Below are 15,500 nucleotides of genomic sequence, written 5' to 3' on the forward strand. Positions count from 1 at the left end.
TTTACGGGGGCCATTTAATTGTAATGATCGTTGGGCTTAGCCGTTAGCGGCTTCGGCAACTTTGGCGCCGCGCTTTTGAAGCTCTTCGGCCACGAGGAACGCCAACTCAAGCGATTGGCTAGCATTGAGGCGCGGGTCGCAGGCTGTGTGGTAGCGATCCGAGAGGTCTTCTTCGGTCACGGCACGCACACCACCGGTGCATTCGGTTACGTCTTGGCCGGTCATCTCGAAATGCACGCCGCCAGGAACTGTGCCCTCTGCGTTGTGGATATCAAAGAACTCGTGAACCTCACGCAGCACGCTATCAAACGGACGAGTTTTGTAACCAGTCGAAGATTTGATCGTATTGCCATGCATCGGGTCACAGGACCAAAGAACGTTTGCGCCCTCTTCCTGAACGGTCTTGATGAGACGCGGCAAGTGATCACCGACCGAGCCGGCCCCGAAACGTGCGATCAGAGTCAGGCGCCCTTCTTCGTTTTCCGGGTTCAACTTGTTCATCAGAATCTTAAGGTCTTCGGCGGTGGTTGTGGGACCACATTTCAGACCGATTGGGTTCTGAACACCACGACAGAATTCAACATGTGCGCCGTCTGGCTGGCGGGTACGGTCACCAATCCAGATCATGTGGCCGGAACCTGCAACAGGCAGACCGGAAGTGGAATCGATGCGGCACAGTGCCTCTTCATATTCCAGCAGAAGACCTTCGTGCGAGGTGTAGAAGTCTACCGATTGCAGCGTGTGCGCAGTGTCCTGCGTGACGCCTGCGGCCTTCATGAAATCGAGCGTATCGGTGATGCGCTTGGCCATGTCACGGTATTTCGCAGCATTGTCGGCCTCTGTGAAACCGAGTGTCCAAGCGTGAACCTGATGAACATCCGCATAACCACCTTGCGAGAAGGCCCGCACGAGGTTGAGGGTTGCCGCAGCCTGTGTGTAGGCCTGAAGCATCTTCTTCGGGTCAGGTATACGCGCTTCGGGTGTGAAGGCAAGCTCGTTGATGATGTCACCGCGGAAGCTTGGCAGCTCTACACCATCCACTGTCTCGGTTGGGGCCGAACGTGGCTTGGCGAATTGGCCAGCCATGCGGCCAACCTTCACCACAGGCACCTTGGCGCCGTATGTGAGAACCATTGCCATCTGCAACATCACTTTGAATGTGTCGCGGATACCGTCAGCAGAGAATTGCTCGAAGCTCTCGGCGCAATCCCCACCTTGAAGAAGAAACGCCTCGCCACGGCTCGCTGCTGCGAGCTTGGTTTTGAGATTGCGCACTTCGCCCGCAAAGACGAGCGGCGGATATTTCGCCAGCTGAGCCTCCACGGCCTCCAGCGCGGCCTGATCCGTATACTCGGGCATCTGGATCCGCGGTTTTGCACGCCAACCAGATTTTTGCCAATTCGTCATCGTCTTTGCTCCAAAATTAGAATGAGGTGCATTTATGGCGACAGGAATCAGAATTGCCAACAGATGAAATGCGCATTTTCCTCTGGATTCTGCCAAATTCTGTTTTTCTCGTATCAATTTGTCTTGCAAGGCCCCACCAAAATTGGTTCCGTTGCAAATGATCTGAATTTGGGAGACAAAATGGATCCGAGTCGCCCCCAAGAAGCGCCTGTTCCCCACCTCAATGTGCGCAAGCGGTTTGTCTTTGTTCTGTTGAGTAATTTCACCATGCTTGGCTTTGCCAGTGCGGTCGAAGCTTTAAGGATCGCCAACAGAAACGCCCAAAACGATATTTATAGCTGGACACTGCTGAGTGAAGACGGCGCGCCGGTGACGTGTTCGGCGGGGGTCGAGTATAATGTAGATGGGCCATTGGCCGAATTGCAGCGGGACGATACCGTTATTTTGTGCGGCGGTTTAAACATCGCCGAGGCCACCACGCCGAAACTGCTCTCTTGGATCCGCCGCGAAAGCCGCCGTGGGTTGTCAATTGTCGGCCTGTGCACGTCGGCGCATGTTTTGGCCAAGGCAGGTTTGCTTAACGGGCGTCGCGCCACCATTCATTGGGAAAATCAGGACGGTTTTCTTGAGGATTTCCCCGACGTGCACATGGCGCGGTCGGTTTTTGTGATTGATGGAAAGTTCGCAACAACAGCGGGTGGAACCAGTTCAATTGATCTGATGCTCAAGCTCATTGCCGAAGATCAAGGCGAAGACCTCGCCAATTCTGTTGCGGATCAATTGATCTATACATCGATCCGCACAGATCAGGACCGCCAACGCCTATCAACACCGACGCGCATTGGGGTGCGCCATCCGAAACTTGCGACAGTGATCCAGACTATGGAGAACAACCTTGAAGACCCGATCAGCCCGTCTGTTTTGGCCGAGCAGGTTGGGATGAGTACGCGGCAGCTTGAACGCTTGTTCCGCCGGTATCTGAACCGTTCGCCGAAACGCTATTATATGGAGATCCGCCTCCAGAAGGCGCGCAACCTTCTGATCCAGACGGACATGAGCGTGATCAACGTTGCCCTTGCGAGCGGGTTCACCTCCCCCAGTCACTTCTCGAAATGCTACCGAGCGCAATATGACACGACGCCCTATCGCGAACGCGGAACCAAGGCCACGCCGCGCGCCGAAAAGGAGCCGAGTCAGCATTCATGAAATTAGAAGATTATGAGGGGAATTCAGCATGGCTTTACTTGCCCCTGCGTAACTTAAGGGCTTCGGCGCATTAACCGCAAGAAATCAACGAAGCAAGGGTAATAATCTTCTGTTTTGGGTCGAAAATTGGGAAATCCCCCCTTTCCAATCGGAAAATCCAAGAATAACCTCACCGCATCAATCAGAGGGAAAAGCTCTGATACAACTTGGGAGAACAAGATGAAAAAATTACTGATGGCAACTGCGGCAACCGCACTTTTAGCCAGCGCTGCGTCTGCGGAGGAAATCAAACTCGGCGTACTGCTCGGCTTCACCGGACCTGCGGAATCGCTTGCACCTGACATGAGCGAAGGCATCAAGCTCGCCGTGTCCGAAGTTAGCGACAGCGGTAAATTCCTTGATGGCACAACAGTTTCTACAGTTGTTGGCGACTCCACTTGCGTTGACGCTGCCGCTGCTGTTGCAGCTGGCGAACGTCAAGTTACATCCGACAAAGTTGTTGGCATCATCGGCGCGCTCTGCTCCGGTGCAACTGGCGCTGTGTTCCAAAGTGTAGCCCTTCCAAACGGCATCGTGATGATCTCGCCTTCCGCGACATCTCCGGGCCTTACAACAATGGAAGACGACGGCCTGTTTTTCCGTGCCTCCCCGTCTGATGCCCGTCAGGGTCAGATCATGACAGAAGTGATCATGGAGCGCGGCCTCAAAGAAGTCGCCGTAACCTATACAAACAACGACTATGGTAAAGGTCTTGCCGATGCATTCGCATCTGCCTTCACCGAAGCTGGCGGAACAGTCACTGTTTCCGTAGCTCACGAGGACGGCAAAGCAGACTACTCCGCTGAAGTTGGCGCGATGGCCTCTGCTGGTGGTGAAGCGCTTGTTGTTGTTGGATACCTTGACCAAGGTGGCCCAGGCATCATCCGTGCAGCCCTTGATACAGGTGCGTTTGATCTGTTCGTTCTGCCGGATGCGATGGTTGGTGACTCGATCTCTGACAAATTCGGCGACGAAATCGAAGGATCCTTCGGTCAGGTTCCAGGCACAGACAGCCCAGGTACAGGCATGCTTGCAGAGCTTGGCGCAGCAGCCGGTTACACGGGTGACGCACCATACGCACCAGAAAGCTACGATGCTGCGGCTCTGATGCTTTTGGCGATGCAGTCGGCTGGCTCCACAGATTCCAGCGTCTACAAAGACCACGTGATGAAAGTGGCCAACGCTCCGGGCGAGCAAATCTTCCCGGGTGAGTTGGAAAAAGCGCTTGAGATCCTCGCAGAAGGTGGCGAGATCGACTATGTGGGCGGTTCCGCAGTTGAGCTCATCGAGCCCGGTGAGAGCGCTGGTAACTACCGCGAAATCGAAATCAAAGGTGGCGTATTTGAAACGGTGAAATACCGCTAATCCGCCTAACGTGACTGAGAGCAGCCCGATCACCGTCGGGCTGCTTTTCTGTATACAGACACCGCGTGCCGATTGGCACAATCTTTCGTCCGCTTCCTTTCCGTTGGGTCAGGTTTCAGCTGAAACCCGCACAAAGAGCCATTCAGAGCTTGCCAATAAGGGAAACGATGATTAGAGGCGCAGAAATCAAAGAACGAGTAAGATCGCCGCAGGACGTCACCAATACCCGATGAACACTCGGGGGAGGAGTTGGGAGAGCATTCGGCGAAGACTTGAGGGGAATGTCATATGATCGTGGTCGAAGATCTGCATAAGCACTTTGGTGGCTTTCATGCGGTCGATGGAGCGAGTCTTTCAATCGCTGAGGGGTCAATCACAGGATTGATTGGTCCGAACGGCGCGGGGAAAACCACCCTGTTCAATGTTATCGCTGGTGTCTTGCCGCCCACATCTGGACGCGTGACTATGAAGGGCGAGGACATCACAGGCCTCCCCCCGCACGAGCTTTTCGATAAAGGTCTTCTGCGCACGTTCCAGATTGCGCATGAGTTTTCGTCAATGACTGTACGCGAGAACCTGATGATGGTTCCCGGCGGTCAAACGGGCGAAACGCTCTGGAACACTTGGTTCCATCGCGCCCGCATCCGCGAAGAAGAAGCCACGCTTCTAAAACGTGCTGATGAGGTGCTTGAGTTCCTCACGATCGACCATCTCAAAGACGAGAAAGCAGGCAACCTCTCTGGCGGACAGAAAAAGCTGCTTGAGCTTGGCCGCACGATGATGGTGGACGCGAAGATCGTGTTCCTTGACGAGGTTGGCGCCGGTGTGAACCGCACATTGCTCAACACAATCGGTGACGCGATCATCCGACTGAACAAAGAGCGCGGCTATACTTTCGTCGTGATCGAGCACGACATGGACTTTATCGACCGCCTCTGTGATCCGGTTATTTGTATGGCCGAAGGCAAAGTGCTTGCCGAAGGCACCCTCGCCGAGATCAAGGCCAATGAACACGTGATCGAAGCTTACCTCGGCACGGGTTTGAAGAATAAAACAGTAGGAGCATCCGCATGAGCGACCCCTATCTGAACGCCGCCGGATTGACGGGCGGCTATGGTACAGGTGCGGATATTCTGCACGATCTGACCCTCACTGTGGATAAAGGCGAAATCGCCGTGATCGTCGGCCCGAATGGTGCTGGCAAATCCACTGCGATGAAGGCCGTGTTCGGGATGCTCAACATCCACACCGGCAAGGTAACTCTTGATGGCGAAGACATTACAAACCTCTCGCCGCAGGCCCGTGTAGGCATCGGAATGGGCTTCGTGCCACAGGTGAACAATATCTTCACCTCGATGACCGTCGAAGAGAACCTCGAAATGGGTGCCTTCATTCGCGAGGATGATTACAGCCAAACCATGGAACAGGTTTATGAGTTGTTCCCGATCCTGCGCGAGAAGCGGAACCAGTTCGCTGGCGAGCTTTCCGGCGGGCAGCGCCAGCAAGTCGCCGTGGGGCGTGCGTTGATGACGCAACCCAAGCTTCTAATGCTCGACGAACCCACTGCGGGGGTTTCGCCAATTGTGATGGACGAGTTGTTTGATCGCATCATCGAAGTTGCGCGCACGGGCATCTCGATCCTCATGGTCGAGCAAAACGCCCGTCAGGCACTCGAGATCGCCGACAAAGGCTATGTCCTCGTGCAAGGCCGCAACCGTTTCACCGATACAGGACAGGCGCTCTTGGCAGATCCTGAAGTCCGCAAATCTTTCTTGGGGGGCTGAGGCATGGATTTTCTCAACGCAATCGTTGCTCTGGCAAACTTCGTTATCATCCCCGCAACCGTCTACGGCAGCCAGCTTGCGCTCGGCGCGCTTGGAGTCACGCTGATTTACGGCATTCTGCGGTTCAGCAACTTCGCCCATGGCGACACTATGGCCTTCGGGACCATGGTTACAATCCTGATTACATGGTGGTTCCAGAGCATGGGGATCAACTTCGGCATTCTGCCGACCGCTCTGCTCGCCCTGCCCTTCGGGATCGCCATAACCTCGCTCTTCCTGCTTGGAACAGACCGTGTGGTCTATAAGTTCTACCGCGAGAAGAAATCCGAGCCAGTGATCTTTGTGATCGTGTCGCTTGGTGTGATGTTCATGATGAACGGTATTGTGCGCTTCATTATCGGAACGGGTGATCAACGCTTTGCCGATGGTGAGCGGTTCATTATCTCGACTCGTGAATTCAAAGCCATGACCGGCCTTCAAGAAGGGCTCGCCATCCGCTTTACCCAAGGCATTACCGTTGTGACCGCAATCATTGTTGTTGCCGCACTGTTCTATTTCCTCAACCGTACGCGGACGGGGAAATCCATGCGCGCCTTTAGTGACAACGAAGATCTTGCGCTTTTGTCGGGTATCAACCCTGAACGCGTTGTGATGGTGACTTGGATCATCGTGGCGGGCCTCGCGACAATCGCGGGTGTTCTTTATGGCCTCGACAAAACCTTTAAGCCTTTCACGTATTTCCAACTGCTGCTTCCGATCTTTGCCTCGGCGATTGTCGGCGGTCTGGGTAATCCGCTTGGTGCGATTGCGGGCGGGTTTGTGATCGCGTTTTCCGAAGTCTCGGTGACCTATGCGTTCAAAAAGGTTCTGGGCTATCTCTTACCCGAAAGTCTTGAGCCGGACAGCCTCGTCCAGCTTCTCTCGACGGACTACAAATTCGCCGTGAGCTTTGTGATCCTGATTATTGTCCTCCTCGTGAAACCCACGGGCCTGTTTAAGGGGAAATCGGTATGAGCCAGACAACTGCACACGCACCCGCAAGTTCAAACAATTTGCGCCTTTGGCTTTCAACCGCTGTTGTGGCCCTGCTCATCATCGGCACAGGCATGTTCCAGAGTTGGAACCTCGCGCTTGTCATCGTCAACATGGGCCTCATCTCTGCGATTATGGCGCTTGGCGTGAACCTTCAGTGGGGCTTTGCCGGCCTGTTTAACGTCGGGATCATGGGCTTTGTTGCTCTTGGTGGTTTGGCCACCGTGCTTGTCTCCATGCCGCCCGTTGAAGAGGCTTGGCAAGTTGCTGGTATTCAGTTGATTTCAGGGCTGTTGATGGGGGTTGCAACAATCGTCGTTGCTATCGTTGCCGCTCAGAAAATGGCCAAAGGCCGCGCGCGCAACATCACGGTTGTTGCAATCCTCGTGGTTGGTTTCATTCTGTACCGTGCCTTGTTCGATCCGGCGGTTGGCAAGATCGAAGCTATTAACCCCGCGCAATTCGGCAATATCGGCGGGCTTAACCTACCGATTATTCTCGCTTGGCCTGTTGGCGGCCTCTTCGCCGCCGCTGCGGCGTGGGTGATTGGGAAAACGGCTCTTGGGCTGCGCTCTGATTACCTTGCGATTGCTACGCTCGGGATTTCCGAGATCATCATCGCGATGCTCAAGAACGAGGATTGGCTCGCACGTGGTGTGAAAAACGTCATCGGCCTCCCGCGCCCTGTGGCCTACGAAGTTGATCTGCAACGCGATCCGGGCTTTGCCGAAACGGCGTCCAATCTGGGCATCGACGTTACGACCGCTTCAACGCTTTACGTCAAATTCTCCTATGCGTTCCTCTTCACCATTGTGCTCGTGATCCTTCTGGTGCTGGCGCAATTGGCGTTGAAATCGCCTTGGGGTCGTATGATGCGCGCGATCCGCGACAATGAAGTTGCTGCCGAAGCCATGGGCAAAAACGTCACCGCACGTCACCTTCAAATCTTTGTTCTTGGCTCTGCTATTTGTGGCATTGCAGGCGCGATGATGACCACGCTAGATGGCCAGCTTACGCCAGGAAGCTATCAGCCGCTGCGCTTTACCTTCCTGATCTGGGTGATGGTGATTGTTGGCGGCTCCGGTAACAACTACGGCGCCGTTATTGGCGGTTTCCTGATTTGGTTCCTCTGGGTGCAGGTCGAGCCGCTTGGCAATTGGCTGATGCAACTCATCACGTCCGGCATGGAAGATGGCGCGCTCAAGAGCCACCTGCTCGGAAGTGCGGCACATATGCGTCTCTTTACCATGGGGCTGGTGCTTTTGCTGGTGCTGAGGTTTAGCCCGCGCGGCCTTGTTCCAGAGAACTAAACCGCAGTTTGCAAAATTGCATAAAGGCCGGATGCCACGCGCGTCCGGCCTTTTTTGTTGATTAGATGTTCGTTAGACGCCACTTTACCGGCATGACAAGCTGCGCCATTCTCATTCCCGCCGCCGGTGCTTCGCGCCGCATGGGCGATCGCGACAAGCTCCTTGAGCCTGTGTTCGGCGAACCAATCTTGCGGCGCGTGGTCAAACGCGCGCAGGCAACGGGAGCTTTGGTGATTGTGACAGTCCCCGATCTTGATCATCCGCGCATGGCTGCACTCAAGGGGTTAGATGTCACCACCCTGCCCGTCCCAGACGCCGCAACGGGAATGGCCACGTCCTTTCGTGCAGCGCTGGCTGAATTGCCAAAGTCAATTCAATCTCTACTCATCGCTTTGCCTGACATGCCTGACATCACCGGAGAAGATATGGCGCTGATGCTGAATGCTTTCACCGCTTTCCCCGACCAACCCATCCTGCGCGCCGCAACCGAAGGCGGCAGGCCCGGTCATCCGGTTTTGCTCCCAAACTGGTGCTTTAAGGCATTGTCCAAACTCGAAGGCGACACTGGCGCAAAATCTATTCTCAAGGCACAGGCAAACCGCGTTGCGCTTCTGCCCCTTGGCGATGAGCGCGCCATCCGAGATTTAGACACGCCCGAAGATTGGGCCGCATGGCGTAAGGCCAATCCAGACGCATAGCGATCTGAAAATACCGCGCCAACACGCAGTTACATCCAACAATTCAGGAGAGCTAAAAGGCCCCAGATTGGCAGATCCGGGGCACGCTTCAGCGCGCGAGCAGTCGCGCTGCGCGTTTGCCGATAGTTTTACGGGCTGCTGGCATGGGGTCAACCTTTCCCAAGGGTATCAACTCAGGAAAAATCTCAACAAGTTCAATCCGCTGCGAATTTCCCACAGTTGAGAGACTCATATCTGTAAGCTGGAAACTTTCGCTCCACACGCCATTGCTAAGAACCGCTTCGTGGCGGTCAAACATCATGTTGATATAGGTGGTGCCAAGGGTATCGACAGGCTTGATGCCGCGGTGATTCACAAGATGCTTCGCAGCAACAAAAACCTCGGGCTCGGAAAACTCGATAACGGCCTGCTCCGCCAACGCCAAAACACGGTGGTTCGGACTCACAAGCATATCCTGTTCGGGCAGCTCATCGCCAAGTGCCCCTGCGCGGATCAGAATCGGGCGAAGGTGTTGTTCGGCTTCAAGCCGCTGCCAAGGAATGGTGTTCGTGCCGATCCAACGAATTTGTTGAAGGCCGTTGTCGCGTGTGATGATCCTGTCGCCGACGCTCAGAGTCTCGAACCGCTTTTCGCCGCGCGGTGTGGCAATCAAGGTACCAGGGGTAAAACACATCGGAATTGGCGTTAGATGGCGCACGATCTGTGTTCCAACATCGGAAGTGTCCCGTGATTGATACGGAACGCATACGCCTTCAGATTGACGGAAACCAACAGGTCGCATCTCTCTCCTAACACTCGTTACTCATCGTGCCCGACACAGGACAATTTTACGCATTACAATCGACGACTTGCCGTAGAGACGGTATAGCAGCTTGTTTCCAACATCGCAGCAATCTCCTTATCGCCAAATGCACGTTGGCGTGAGCACCTGAGCTTCCACCAAGCGGTTTTCATAGAGGTGGACGCGATAAATGCTGTCATTGTTTCGGAAACTGGATGTTTGACCGCAAGTTTCGGCACTTTCGCTAATTAAAACGGTTGATTGTTTCACAATGCGCAACACGCAGCGAACCAGAAAAAATCTGGTTTTGAAGAAGCGCGCGTACTGTTTTGAATAGCGATTGTTTCCAGTTCGGAAAGGAACGTCACAATTTTGTCTAAAAGTTTCAGAAAAGGCGCAGGATTGGCTCTGCGTTAACCAGAATCATCTACGAATACTGCAATCACGCGAAAATACAGCCAACCGACGCCATCCCTCGCTCCGGCCTGCTTGGCCAATTCAGCGATTTGTACGTGCTCTTGCGACCCTGTTTCAAATATCACGGTTTCATTAGCAAATACCCCTGCCTCCCGAACCGAAACCTTTAGGCTGGCGTAATCCAGAGGCGATGCAAAACTCTCTCCGCCAAACATCAGAGTTTGCGGCAGCGCCTGAAGAGTTACGCCTGCGCCCTGTTCAAAGGGTAAAGCAGGAGTTGCCGTAATCCTTTGATCGCCCACAGCCAGCGTCACCGAATGAGCATCTGTGTCCTGCACACGTGCGGGAATTTGAAGCCCACTTGCCGCTGGTTGGCTGATCGTGAACGACCGCGTATCACTCGTTTCTGGCGCGAGGGTGACTGTTTTTGGACAAAGTCGGGCAACCTCTTCAGCGTCGTGGCTCACGAAAATTGCGGGTAAATTGGCCGCATGAAGTGCACGCGCGATATAAGGCAGGATGCGATCCTTTTGCCCTGTATCAAGGCCGGCCAGAGGTTCATCAAGAAGTAATAATTTGGGAGATTGCGCCAATGCGCGCGCAAGGGCAACGCGGCGCGCTTCACCGCCCGACAGCGCTTGCGGATACCGATGCAACAGCGGCGCAAGCTCCAAGGCATCAATGATATCCGTTGTAAGCGGTGGAGCCTTGCCCCAAGTCGCGGCTTGCGTAAGGTTGCCTTCGACTGTCAGATGCGGAAACAACCGCATATCTTGAAAGACAACCGCAACGGGGCGGCTCTGTGGCGAAAGGTTAACGCCCGTGTCGTCAAACCACGTTTGTTCGTTAAATCTGATTGTGCCTTGTTCCGGTGTGCTTAAGCCCGCGATACTGCGCAACAGGCTCGTCTTGCCCGACCCGCTCGGTCCCACAAGGCCCGTAATGCCACGACCGGGCAGCGACACTTGTGCCGAGAGTTGAAAATTCGGATGCCGCAGGATGAGGTTTAAATCAATCATGCACCCTCGCCATCGCCCGCCCGTTCAGGACATAAATCGCCAGCAAAGCCGCAAAGGAAAACACCAGAAGTCCAGCCGCGAGCACATGTGCGGCGGAATAATCCAAGACCTCCACACGATTGAAGATCTCGATCGAGATAACACGTGTTTTGCCTGGAATATTACCGCCAACCATTAAAACAACACCGAACTCACCGATTGTGTGCGCGAATGTCAAAACCGCAGCTGTCAGCACACCACGACGCGAGAGCGGCAGAATGAGCCGCCAGAACAAAGAGACGCGACCAGCGCCCATGGTTTGCGCCGCCTCGACTAATCCAGTGCCAACCGATTGAAACGCCGTGTGCAGCGGTTGTACGGCAAACGGAAGAGAGTAAATCACCGAAGCTAGGACCAAGCCGGTAAATGAAAAGGTCAGCGTTTCGCCGGTAAGGCGCAGGAAAAAGCCGCCAATTGCCGTATTGGGCGACAAAAGGATGAGGAAGTAAAACCCGAGAACGGTTGGCGGAACAACAAGCGGTAAGGCGGTGATCGTTTCGACAACGGGACGCAAGCGTGATTTCGTCACTGTCAGCCACCACGCCAGCGGTATACCGAGCGCCAGAAGGATCACCGTGGTGATCGCCGCCAATTGCAAAGATAACCAAACCGAAGGCCAGAGCGACGGCCAAAGCGCAGAGATCTGTGCGATATCACTGGCACCAGTCATTCGGCCACGTCCTTATCAAGAGAAGGCACGAGATAGCCGAGTTGCGGCAATGCATTTCTCACACGCGCGCTTTGCAGCGCGTCATACACGGCGCGGGCATCAGGGGTATCGTTAATCAGAAGCATATCCTGCGCGATTGTTTTCTCTGAAAGTATTTCGGCGTCAAATCCCTGAATTCCGCTGATCTGCGACGCGGCAACAAAGGCAATATCCACATTCCCTGTGGCCAGAAACCCCGCGACAGCAGAGACATTCGGCCCAAAGACAAGATCAAGTTCCGCCGCTTCAACACCGGCTTCTGAAAGCGCTTCCATGGCGAGGACACCATAAGGCGCAACCGCGGGATCGGCGATAGCAATGCGGGCAAGGGCCAATTCGGGCGCATCTGGCCGAGACAGACGCGCAAGTTGGCCAATTGCATATGTCGCGTTCGGTGTGTCGGGTTTGATTGTGAGGTATTTCTCAACATGTAGAGCATCAGCAGCGAGGAACAGATCAAAGGGTGCGTCCTGAGTGATTTGCGCATAGAGCTTCCCCGTTGCGCCATTTACCACGCGCAGTTTAACCCCCGTCTCTGCTTCGATTGTGGGCGCGAGTACAGCGAGTGCGGGCACAAAATTACTTGCAACAGCCAAGGTGACTTCGCGTGCCATCGCCGCATGACCAACAAGCGTAAATCCGACCGCCCAAACCGACAGCCGGACCCAATAGGTGATCGCTTGCGTCAAAATTCTCACCCGTTCCAACCCCTTGCGTTTGCGGCGATTTTTTACCGTACCTTTTTGCCCCTGACCCTAACCGTAATGCAAGCGTTTAGCAGATAGAACGACATTCTCTGCACGGAGCTGTGAGAGCGCGTGTGCTCACATCGGCAGCAAGATCAACAACGCGTTTCATATTGAAATCTTTCGGTTTACCGTTACCAGTAAGTAATAATTGGCAGTGAATAGGAGCGAATGTGGATCATAGCGAACTCATCAAGGCTTTCGGCGCGTTCTTCGCGATCATGAACCCATTCGTGAACTTGCCAATATTCATGGCACTTACGTCTGACCTCTCGGTGGCGCAGCAACGTACGCTGGCGGTGAAGATAACCTTCTTTTCCGCCATTATGTGCGGTGTAATCTTGGTTATGGGCCAAGAAATCATCGGATTTTTCGGCATTAACGTTGATCAGTTCCGAATTGCCGGTGGTGCTGTGCTTGCTCATATCGCATGGACGATGCTGAACGGCGGGAATATTGCCTCTCATCACGGGACCGGAGAGGAAAAACAACAGCAGACAGACTTGTCAGGCCTTGCGTTCTATCCCACCACATTCCCTATCATCGTCGGCCCCGGCACCATTGCGACGCTGATCATCTACGCTGGCAACACCACAGACCGCATTGAATTGCTGACATTGGCCGGGGTCGTTGGCGTTATCCTTTTGATGCTGTTCATCGTTCTCTACTTCGCGTCGTTCTTTGGCAAAGCACTGACCAGCACCATGCGTGTAATCATGACACGGCTTATGGGTATGATCCTCTTGGCAATTGCGGTGGAGATGATCGTGGACGGCTTGAAAGCGGTATTGCCTGGGTTGGCGTAAAGCCGACCCAACCTACTCAACCGTCATGTTTGATAATTAATTGTGGTGCCCGAGGAGAGACTCGAACTCTCACGCCCGTGAAGGCGGGGGATTTTGAATCCCCTGCGTCTACCATTCCGCCACTCGGGCCACGGAAAGGGATGTAGCGCGAGATTTTGGCGGGGAAAAGGTCAAAAACGCAAAATGATGGAATTTTCTTTTCCTGGGTGCCCGATGCGTCTTAAACCAACCAAAGCGCAAGGCTTGGAACGAGCAAGATCAGCGCAACACGCAAGATATCCGTTGCGATAAAAGGAAGCACGCCGCGGTAAGTTTCGCCGATGGCAGTATCCTTTGACAGTCCGTTGATAATAAACAGGTTCAAGCCAACTGGCGGCGTAATTAGCCCGACTTCAACAGTGATTAGTGCAAGGATGCCGAACCAGATCGCAGTCCCCTCCGCGCCGAGGCCGAAATCGAGTGTTTCAATGATCGGGAAGAATATCGGGATCGTCAGCAGGATCATAGACAGCGAGTCCATGACGCAGCCAAATATGAGGTAGAACAATAACATCGCCAAAAGAACCGCAAAAGGCGCGACGCTGTTTGCTGCAATCCATTGTGCCAGCATTTGCGGCGCTTGGGTAAAGGCGAGGAAAGAGTTGAAAAGTTGCGCGCCCAGCAAAATCAGGAAGATCATCGCCGTAGCAGAGGCCGCTTCGAGCAAACTGTCGACAAATCCCGCGCGGGTCAGATCGCCGCGAAGTGCTCCATAGAGACCCGTCAAGATCATCCCCACGGCCGCGCCTTCGGTTGGCGTAAAGAGCGCCTGCACCCCTTCCTTGCTCCAGTTCCAATCCGCCGCAATGCCACCCATCACCAGAGCGAAAATGGCGATTACCGGCCAAATCCCAACGAGCGAGCGCAAGCGTGCGGATATTGGCGCGCGCTCGTATTCAACATGGGCCGGATCAAACCCCGCCATGACGCGCACCGTTATCATATAGCCGAGTGCCGCCAGAATACCGGGGACGATTGCGGCGCTAAACATCTTGGCGATGTTTTGTTCGGCTAGGATCGCATAGATCACAAGGATCACCGAGGGCGGGATTAGAATGCCAAGTGTGCCGCCCGCCGCCAATACACCGGTTGCAAGACGATCAGAGTATCCGGCACGCCGCATCTCGGGCAAGGCCACCTGCCCCATGGTGCTGGCAGTTGCGAGAGAGCTGCCGCAAATCGCACCGAACCCTGCACAGGCCCCAACGGTTGCCATAGCAATACCGCCGCGCCGATGCCCAAGCCAATCCGCAGCGGCCTGAAACAAGGCGCGGCTCATGCCGGATTTGGTTGCGAATTGCCCCATCAAAAGGAACATGGGAACGATAGAAAGCGAGTAGCTCGAGAATGTATCAAAGCCCAGTGTTTTCAATTGGCTAAGCGGCGCAGCTGCGCTTCCGCGCATGACCCAGATGCCTACAAACCCCGTGATCCCCATAGCCACGGCAATCGGCACCCGCAAAAAGATCGCAATCAGCATGAGCGCAAAGCCAATGAGCGCAATTTCAACGCCGGTCATGCATCACCTCTTTTTAGGGATTGAATGGCCCGCACCATCGCTACAGCGAAAAACAGCGCCGCACCGACCAGACAAAGCGCGTAGGGTATCCAGATTTCAATCTGAAGCTCATAGGTTGTTTCGGCGAAAAACGGTTTGCTTCCCATCGCAAGAACAGAGCGAAGCCCCTCCGGCCCATAGGGAAATTTTTCGGCAAAACCAAGGTACAGCCGCCAGAGTAAAATGCCCGCAACAATTGCCATGAGAATTTCGGATACACCACCGAGAAAGGCGCGCGCTCGTGGCGGAAAACGGTCAACCAGAACACCAACGCTTACGTGCTTTCCTTCCATATGGGCAAACCCAAGGAAGCCAAACACCGCAATGCCCGTTGCAAGCTCAATCAATTCGAAATCACCGGAAATCGCATGAAGCCCAAGCGGCGCGAGCGCACGTCCTGCAACGGAAAGAACCGTGATAAGAGCCGCCAAAACCAAGCCACAGCCCACAACAACAGCCCAGCTTTTTACAGCACGGCGCAGCAGTTTTGGACAATCTTCAGGCGTTGGGGTCATGGCGCAATCTGGGAGCAGTCAACGTGAGTT

The 15,500-nt window shown here is 54.5% G+C and carries 15 protein-coding genes and 1 tRNA gene; 8 read left to right on the forward strand and 8 right to left on the reverse strand.

The window, feature by feature from the left end:
• Window positions 1-36 precede the first annotated feature (36 nt).
• Window positions 37-1,407, reverse strand: a complete 1,371-nt coding sequence (locus tag OU789_RS06700) for a class II 3-deoxy-7-phosphoheptulonate synthase (RefSeq protein WP_263953163.1) — start codon at window positions 1,405-1,407, stop codon at window positions 37-39.
• A gap of 180 nt (window positions 1,408-1,587) precedes the next feature.
• Between OU789_RS06700 and OU789_RS06705 the strand changes: the two genes are divergently transcribed.
• From OU789_RS06705 to OU789_RS06735, 7 genes are all read left to right on the forward strand, one after another.
• Window positions 1,588-2,613 (forward strand): GlxA family transcriptional regulator, encoded by a 1,026-nt coding sequence (locus tag OU789_RS06705; RefSeq protein ID WP_274654337.1) that lies wholly within the window; start codon window positions 1,588-1,590, stop codon window positions 2,611-2,613.
• A gap of 219 nt (window positions 2,614-2,832) precedes the next feature.
• Window positions 2,833-4,017 carry an ABC transporter substrate-binding protein gene (locus OU789_RS06710; protein ID WP_274654339.1) on the forward strand — a complete coding sequence of 395 codons (1,185 nt, stop codon included), beginning with the start codon at window positions 2,833-2,835 and terminating at the stop codon, window positions 4,015-4,017.
• A 288-nt stretch (window positions 4,018-4,305) separates the two neighbouring features.
• Window positions 4,306-5,091, forward strand: a complete 786-nt coding sequence (locus OU789_RS06715; protein WP_263953160.1) for an ABC transporter ATP-binding protein — start codon at window positions 4,306-4,308, stop codon at window positions 5,089-5,091.
• Window positions 5,088-5,801 carry an ABC transporter ATP-binding protein gene (locus OU789_RS06720; RefSeq protein WP_263953159.1) on the forward strand — a complete coding sequence of 238 codons (714 nt, stop codon included), beginning with the start codon at window positions 5,088-5,090 and terminating at the stop codon, window positions 5,799-5,801. The genes OU789_RS06715 and OU789_RS06720 overlap by 4 nt, the downstream gene beginning before the upstream one ends.
• 3 nt (window positions 5,802-5,804) lie before the next feature.
• Window positions 5,805-6,815, forward strand: coding sequence for a branched-chain amino acid ABC transporter permease (locus OU789_RS06725; protein WP_263953158.1), 1,011 nt, complete (start codon window positions 5,805-5,807; stop codon window positions 6,813-6,815).
• Window positions 6,816-6,907: 92 nt separating this feature from the next.
• A complete protein-coding gene (locus tag OU789_RS06730; protein WP_274654532.1) occupies window positions 6,908-8,143 on the forward strand; it encodes a branched-chain amino acid ABC transporter permease in 1,236 nt (411 codons plus the stop codon).
• Between the two features lie 65 nt (window positions 8,144-8,208).
• Entirely contained in the window at window positions 8,209-8,841 is a 633-nt protein-coding gene (locus OU789_RS06735; protein WP_274654342.1) for a nucleotidyltransferase family protein, read from the forward strand.
• Window positions 8,842-8,929: 88 nt separating this feature from the next.
• Here the strand turns inward: OU789_RS06735 and OU789_RS06740 are convergent, their stop codons facing one another.
• The 4 genes from OU789_RS06740 to modA form a co-directional block, all read right to left on the reverse strand.
• Complete coding sequence (locus tag OU789_RS06740) at window positions 8,930-9,622, reverse strand: Hint domain-containing protein (protein WP_274654344.1); 693 nt, start codon at window positions 9,620-9,622, stop codon at window positions 8,930-8,932.
• Window positions 9,623-10,035: 413 nt separating this feature from the next.
• The gene (locus OU789_RS06745; protein ID WP_274654346.1) at window positions 10,036-11,058 is read right to left on the reverse strand and encodes an ATP-binding cassette domain-containing protein; all 1,023 of its coding nucleotides are present in this window, start codon (window positions 11,056-11,058) and stop codon (window positions 10,036-10,038) included.
• A complete protein-coding gene (gene modB / locus OU789_RS06750) occupies window positions 11,051-11,767 on the reverse strand; it encodes a molybdate ABC transporter permease subunit (RefSeq protein WP_263953154.1) in 717 nt (238 codons plus the stop codon). Before modB ends, OU789_RS06745 begins: the two co-directional genes overlap by 8 nt.
• On the reverse strand, window positions 11,764-12,504 hold the full coding sequence (gene modA / locus OU789_RS06755) for a molybdate ABC transporter substrate-binding protein (protein WP_274654349.1): 741 nt from the start codon (window positions 12,502-12,504) through the stop codon (window positions 11,764-11,766). The genes modB and modA overlap by 4 nt, the downstream gene beginning before the upstream one ends.
• A 221-nt stretch (window positions 12,505-12,725) precedes the next feature.
• On the opposite strand from modA, the gene OU789_RS06760 reads away from it, so the two are divergent.
• Window positions 12,726-13,358, forward strand: a complete 633-nt coding sequence (locus OU789_RS06760) for a MarC family protein (protein ID WP_274654351.1) — start codon at window positions 12,726-12,728, stop codon at window positions 13,356-13,358.
• 43 nt (window positions 13,359-13,401) lie between these two features.
• On the opposite strand, the gene OU789_RS06765 is transcribed toward OU789_RS06760, so the two are convergent.
• The 3 genes from OU789_RS06765 to OU789_RS06775 all read right to left on the reverse strand — a co-directional run bounded on the left by OU789_RS06765 (window position 13,402) and on the right by OU789_RS06775 (window position 15,470).
• Window positions 13,402-13,487 (reverse strand) — tRNA-Leu (locus tag OU789_RS06765).
• A 91-nt stretch (window positions 13,488-13,578) separates the two neighbouring features.
• On the reverse strand, window positions 13,579-14,916 hold the full coding sequence (locus tag OU789_RS06770; RefSeq protein ID WP_274654353.1) for a TRAP transporter large permease: 1,338 nt from the start codon (window positions 14,914-14,916) through the stop codon (window positions 13,579-13,581).
• Entirely contained in the window at window positions 14,913-15,470 is a 558-nt protein-coding gene (locus tag OU789_RS06775) for a TRAP transporter small permease (protein WP_274654355.1), read from the reverse strand. The genes OU789_RS06770 and OU789_RS06775 overlap by 4 nt, the downstream gene beginning before the upstream one ends.
• Window positions 15,471-15,500: the final 30 nt, after the last annotated feature.

Origin of the sequence: Halocynthiibacter sp. C4 (genome assembly GCF_028823805.1) — a bacterium.
Lineage (GTDB): Bacteria > Pseudomonadota > Alphaproteobacteria > Rhodobacterales > Rhodobacteraceae > Falsihalocynthiibacter > Falsihalocynthiibacter halioticoli.

What these genes read in the sequence shown, in the direction of transcription:
- OU789_RS06735 (WP_274654342.1), top strand. Translation starts at nt 8,209, where the DNA reads ATGTTCGTTAGACGCCACTTTACCGGCATGACAAGCTGCGCCATTCTC.
- OU789_RS06715 (WP_263953160.1), top strand. Translation starts at nt 4,306, where the DNA reads ATGATCGTGGTCGAAGATCTGCATAAGCACTTTGGTGGCTTTCATGCG.
- OU789_RS06725 (WP_263953158.1), top strand. Translation starts at nt 5,805, where the DNA reads ATGGATTTTCTCAACGCAATCGTTGCTCTGGCAAACTTCGTTATCATC.
- OU789_RS06705 (WP_274654337.1), top strand. Translation starts at nt 1,588, where the DNA reads ATGGATCCGAGTCGCCCCCAAGAAGCGCCTGTTCCCCACCTCAATGTG.
- OU789_RS06775 (WP_274654355.1), bottom strand. Translation starts at nt 15,470, where the DNA reads ATGACCCCAACGCCTGAAGATTGTCCAAAACTGCTGCGCCGTGCTGTA.
- OU789_RS06745 (WP_274654346.1), bottom strand. Translation starts at nt 11,058, where the DNA reads ATGATTGATTTAAACCTCATCCTGCGGCATCCGAATTTTCAACTCTCG.
- OU789_RS06720 (WP_263953159.1), top strand. Translation starts at nt 5,088, where the DNA reads ATGAGCGACCCCTATCTGAACGCCGCCGGATTGACGGGCGGCTATGGT.
- OU789_RS06740 (WP_274654344.1), bottom strand. Translation starts at nt 9,622, where the DNA reads ATGCGACCTGTTGGTTTCCGTCAATCTGAAGGCGTATGCGTTCCGTAT.
- OU789_RS06710 (WP_274654339.1), top strand. Translation starts at nt 2,833, where the DNA reads ATGAAAAAATTACTGATGGCAACTGCGGCAACCGCACTTTTAGCCAGC.
- OU789_RS06700 (WP_263953163.1), bottom strand. Translation starts at nt 1,407, where the DNA reads ATGACGAATTGGCAAAAATCTGGTTGGCGTGCAAAACCGCGGATCCAG.
- modB (WP_263953154.1), bottom strand. Translation starts at nt 11,767, where the DNA reads ATGACTGGTGCCAGTGATATCGCACAGATCTCTGCGCTTTGGCCGTCG.
- OU789_RS06770 (WP_274654353.1), bottom strand. Translation starts at nt 14,916, where the DNA reads ATGACCGGCGTTGAAATTGCGCTCATTGGCTTTGCGCTCATGCTGATT.
- OU789_RS06730 (WP_274654532.1), top strand. Translation starts at nt 6,908, where the DNA reads ATGTTCCAGAGTTGGAACCTCGCGCTTGTCATCGTCAACATGGGCCTC.